Raw genomic sequence first — 3,555 nt, 5'->3', positions numbered from 1 at the left:
TCGCGAGGCGTCCGATCCGTCACCCCGAACCCGGTCGCGCTCCTCGGCGAGCCGCGCGCGGGTTCGCCCACCGGCCGCAGGTTCGGTCTCGTCGGCCGCATCACCCGCTGGAAGGGCCAGGACGTCGCGGTCCGCGCGCTCTTGGAGGCCTTTCCCGAGGGGGCCGAGTCGCTCGACGTCATCGGTGACGCGATGTTCGGCGAGGAGGCGTTCGGGCAGGAGCTCCGGGCGCTCGTAGCCGGTCTGCGTCTCGAGAGCCGGGTCCGCTTCCGCGGGCACGTCACGGACGTCGGCGCGGCGCTGCAGGACGTCGACGTGCTCGTCCACTCGTCGACGCTGCCGGAGCCCTTCGGCCTCGTCATCTTCGAAGCACTGCGCATGGGGATACCGGTGATCGCGGCGGACGCGGGTGGGCCCGCGGAACATCTGCGTCACGAGGAGACGGCTCTGCTCGTCCCGCCGGGCGACCCCGTCGCGTTGGCCGCCGCGATGCGCAGGATGCGTGACGACGACGACCTTCGCTGCCGGCTCGCTCGCGACGGCAAGACGGTCGGGGACCGCTTCGAGCCGTCGCACGCCGCCTCCGCGGTCGAGGCCCTGTACGCGCAGATCAGCGGCCGCTGCTGACGCGGACGCTCAAGGACCTCAGGCCGCCGGCGCGTGCGCGCAGGACCGTCCCTCGGCGCAGGCCGGTGAACCGCCGCTGCACGATCGTGCCTCGCCGGACCGAGGACCGACGGAGCACCGCGGTCCAGCCGCGCTTCGTGCGCCGCTCGACGACGAGCGGCCCCGAGGTGGGGGCCAGGGCCCAGACGGTCGTGCGCCCTGCCGGGCGGACGGCGACGAGCGGAAAGCGGAACGCGGTCGCGGCGAACTTCGGTCGCCCGCTGCGCAGGAGCACACCGGATTGGCTGGTCACGCCGTAGTTGCGGCCGGGGCCGGGCGGGGAGTCCCTGACCTGGAACCACGTGACGGTGTCGACGCCCTGCCGTGCGAGAACGTAGAGCGCCTGGGCGAGCCAGTCGGCGTGCCGGCGCTCAGGCACTCCGTCAGGGTCGGCGGGTCTCGAGTCCCAGGAGATCTCGGTCACCCAGATGCGTCGCCGCCGCGGCGGCCCGAGAACGCCGAGTCGCTCCGCGGCGCGCAGCGGCTTGACGAGCTTCGCTGCGAGATCCGGCACGGAGACGTCATCGGGGTTGAGGGCTTCGCGGAACGGCCCGCCGACCGAGTACGGGTGGTGGGACAGGACGTCGAACCGCGGCGACCCGTAGGAGCCGCAGGCGACGCGGCGGAACCTCGGTGAGAGGCAGAGCATGTCGCGGAGGAACCGGGCCGGAGGGGTGCGCCGTCCCCCGGGCAACGCATCGCCGAAGGGCGCCAGGGCACCGGCGGCGACCAGTGCGTCGGGCTGACTGCGATGGATCCCGGCGCCGAACTCCCGCACGAGCTTGCGGTAGTGGTACGGCGCCTCGGCGACGACGCGGCCGTTCCGTCGACTCCACTGCGGTGCGAGGTACGCCTCGAGGTTCGGCTCGTTCCAGGGTAGGTACGCGCGCACGCGCGGGAGGGTCCGGCCTGGCATGAGTGGATCGGGATACGTGCCGTCGTACCGTCGCGCGAGCGCGACGGCGAAGAGCCCGTAGCTGGCCGGGTCCGGGCGCCAGCTCCCGGGCAGTGCCCTGAGACCGGCCGGACGGCCCCCGCCTTCTGCCCAGGCGGGAGCTTGCGTGAGGGACAGGATCGGCTGCAGGCCGGCGTTCACCGTGGCTCGCACGGAGGCGTCGGTTGCCGACCAGTCGTACGCGGGATCGGCGGGGTCCATCGGTGAGGTGGGGCGGGTGGCGGCGATGCCCGCCCAGCCGGTGGCCACCCGGGCGACGCTCGCGCCGAGGCCGGACGCCTCGCCCAGCAGCTCGGTCTGCCGCGACCGGTCGGAGAAGCCTCCGTCGTGAAACCCGGTGCGCATCGAGGTGACAGCGCCGGCCGAGCCGACGGCACTGAAGAGGAACACGAGGGACGCCGCGAGCAGCGATACCGGGCGGGAGCGGTGCATCTGTCTGCACGGTACGGGCCCGAAGGGCGAAGGCTGACGCCGCCGTCGGTCCGGTCGGGCGTCTGTCAGCCTCACGCACCCGCCGCCGTACATCTTCCCGATGCGCGTGGTGCTGCCCTGGATTCTCGTCGTCGCCTGGTTCGTGGTGCTCCCGGCTGGGGCGCCGGCGCAGGGGGTGATCGCTCCGCCCGGGCTGTCCGGCGTGGACGAGTACCTGGAGACCGTTCCGAGCGCCGACGGCCCCCGGGAGCCGGGGGGCGGCAAGCCCGGTGGAGGGTCACTCCAGGACGCCGAGGTCGCCGCCCGAGCCGACCGCATCGTCGGCGCCGCCAACGTCGCGGCGCTCAAGCGCGAGGGCCGCGATGGGGAGCGTGCCGCGGCGCTGGCGGCCACCGGCGCGCCGGCGACACCTGCTGATGGCGGCCGGTCGTTCGTGGCGCCCCGCGGTTCGGACGACGGACGCAGTGCCGTCGGGCAGGTGGCGACCGCGGTCACCGGGGTGGCGGGGGCCGGCGCGGTGCTGCCGGTCGGTCTCCTGCTGGTGACGCTGCTGCTGGCGGCAGCAGCGCTTCGTCGTCGGCGTGCGGTGTCGTGAGCGGCGTCGCCCTCGAGCGCACGTCGGTCGGCGCGGACACCGAGGCCGGGCGTCGTCGCGGGCTGCCGTGGTGGGTCGACCTCCCGGCGCTCGGGGGCTGGAGCCTGGGTTTCGCGCTCATCGTCGTGCTCGGGCTGTCGGGCGGCGGCTACGACGCGGTGGTGCGGGGAGAGGCGGGGATCGCCGCGTGGTGGATCGCGGGTGCGGGTGTGGCGCTCGGGTCGCTGGCGCTCCCGCATCGCGGGATCGCCCTGTACGCCGTGGCGGCGTTCGCCGCATTGACGGTCTGGACCGCGCTTGGCCTGTCGTGGACCGGCTCGACGGAACGCACCACAGCGGAGATCGCGCGCACGTGCGGGTACCTCGGGATGTTCGTGCTCTCGGTGCTGATCTGTGTCCGGACGCCGGCTCGCCACATCGTGGGCGGGGTGGCGACCGGACTCGTCGTCATCGGGGGCTACGCGCTGCTCACGCGGCTGCAGCCCGACTGGTTCGAGACCTATGCCCTGAACGACATCTTCCCGATGGCTCGACGGCGGCTCGCGCAGCCCGTCGGCTACTGGAACGCCCTCGCCGGCCTGCTCGCGATCGGCGTGCCGCTGCTGCTGTTCTACGCGACCACGGGCCGGCGCATCGTGACGCGCGCCGCGGCGGCCGCTGCCGTGCCGGTGCTGGTCGTCGCCGTCTTCCTCACCGTCTCGCGCGGCGGGACCGTCGCGGTCGGGGCGGCTGTCGCGGTGTGGCTCGTGCTCGCGCCGGATCGTCTTCCGAAGATCCCGGTGCTCGCCACGGTCGCCGTTGGTGCCGCGGTCGGATGCCTCGCGGCGGACGATCTGAATGCGCTCCAGGCCGGTGTCGACACCGCCCTGGCCGAGCAGCAGGGCGCGCACCTGCAGACGACGCTGCT

The 3,555-nt window shown here is 74.0% G+C and carries 4 protein-coding genes; 3 read left to right on the top strand and 1 reads right to left on the bottom strand.

All coding sequences use genetic code 11. From position 1 onward, the window contains the following. Nucleotides 1-627: glycosyltransferase (locus ABYE80_RS18645; RefSeq protein ID WP_372791819.1), on the top strand; the 627-nt coding region annotated here is incomplete at its 5' end. On the opposite strand, the gene ABYE80_RS18640 is transcribed toward ABYE80_RS18645, so the two are convergent. After that, nucleotides 611-2,053, bottom strand: coding sequence for a hypothetical protein (locus ABYE80_RS18640; protein ID WP_372791817.1), 1,443 nt, complete (start codon nucleotides 2,051-2,053; stop codon nucleotides 611-613). The two genes, ABYE80_RS18645 and ABYE80_RS18640, sit on opposite strands and share 17 nt — an antisense overlap. Nucleotides 2,054-2,153: 100 nt before the next feature. Here ABYE80_RS18640 and ABYE80_RS18635 point away from each other — a divergent pair, with 100 nt between their 5' ends. Both ABYE80_RS18635 and ABYE80_RS18630 read left to right on the top strand, forming a co-directional pair. After that, nucleotides 2,154-2,648: a hypothetical protein gene (locus tag ABYE80_RS18635; protein WP_372791816.1), complete on the top strand. Its 495-nt coding sequence runs from the start codon at nucleotides 2,154-2,156 to the stop codon at nucleotides 2,646-2,648. After that, the coding region (locus ABYE80_RS18630) for a hypothetical protein (RefSeq protein WP_372791815.1) at nucleotides 2,645-3,555 on the top strand (911 nt) is incomplete at its 3' end. The genes ABYE80_RS18635 and ABYE80_RS18630, both read left to right, overlap by 4 nt.

The organism is Paraconexibacter sp., assembly GCF_041602235.1.
Taxonomy (GTDB): domain Bacteria; phylum Actinomycetota; class Thermoleophilia; order Solirubrobacterales; family Solirubrobacteraceae; genus Paraconexibacter.
The sequence above is the reverse complement of the archived record's forward strand: the minus strand, read 5'-3'. Positions and strand labels throughout refer to the sequence as shown.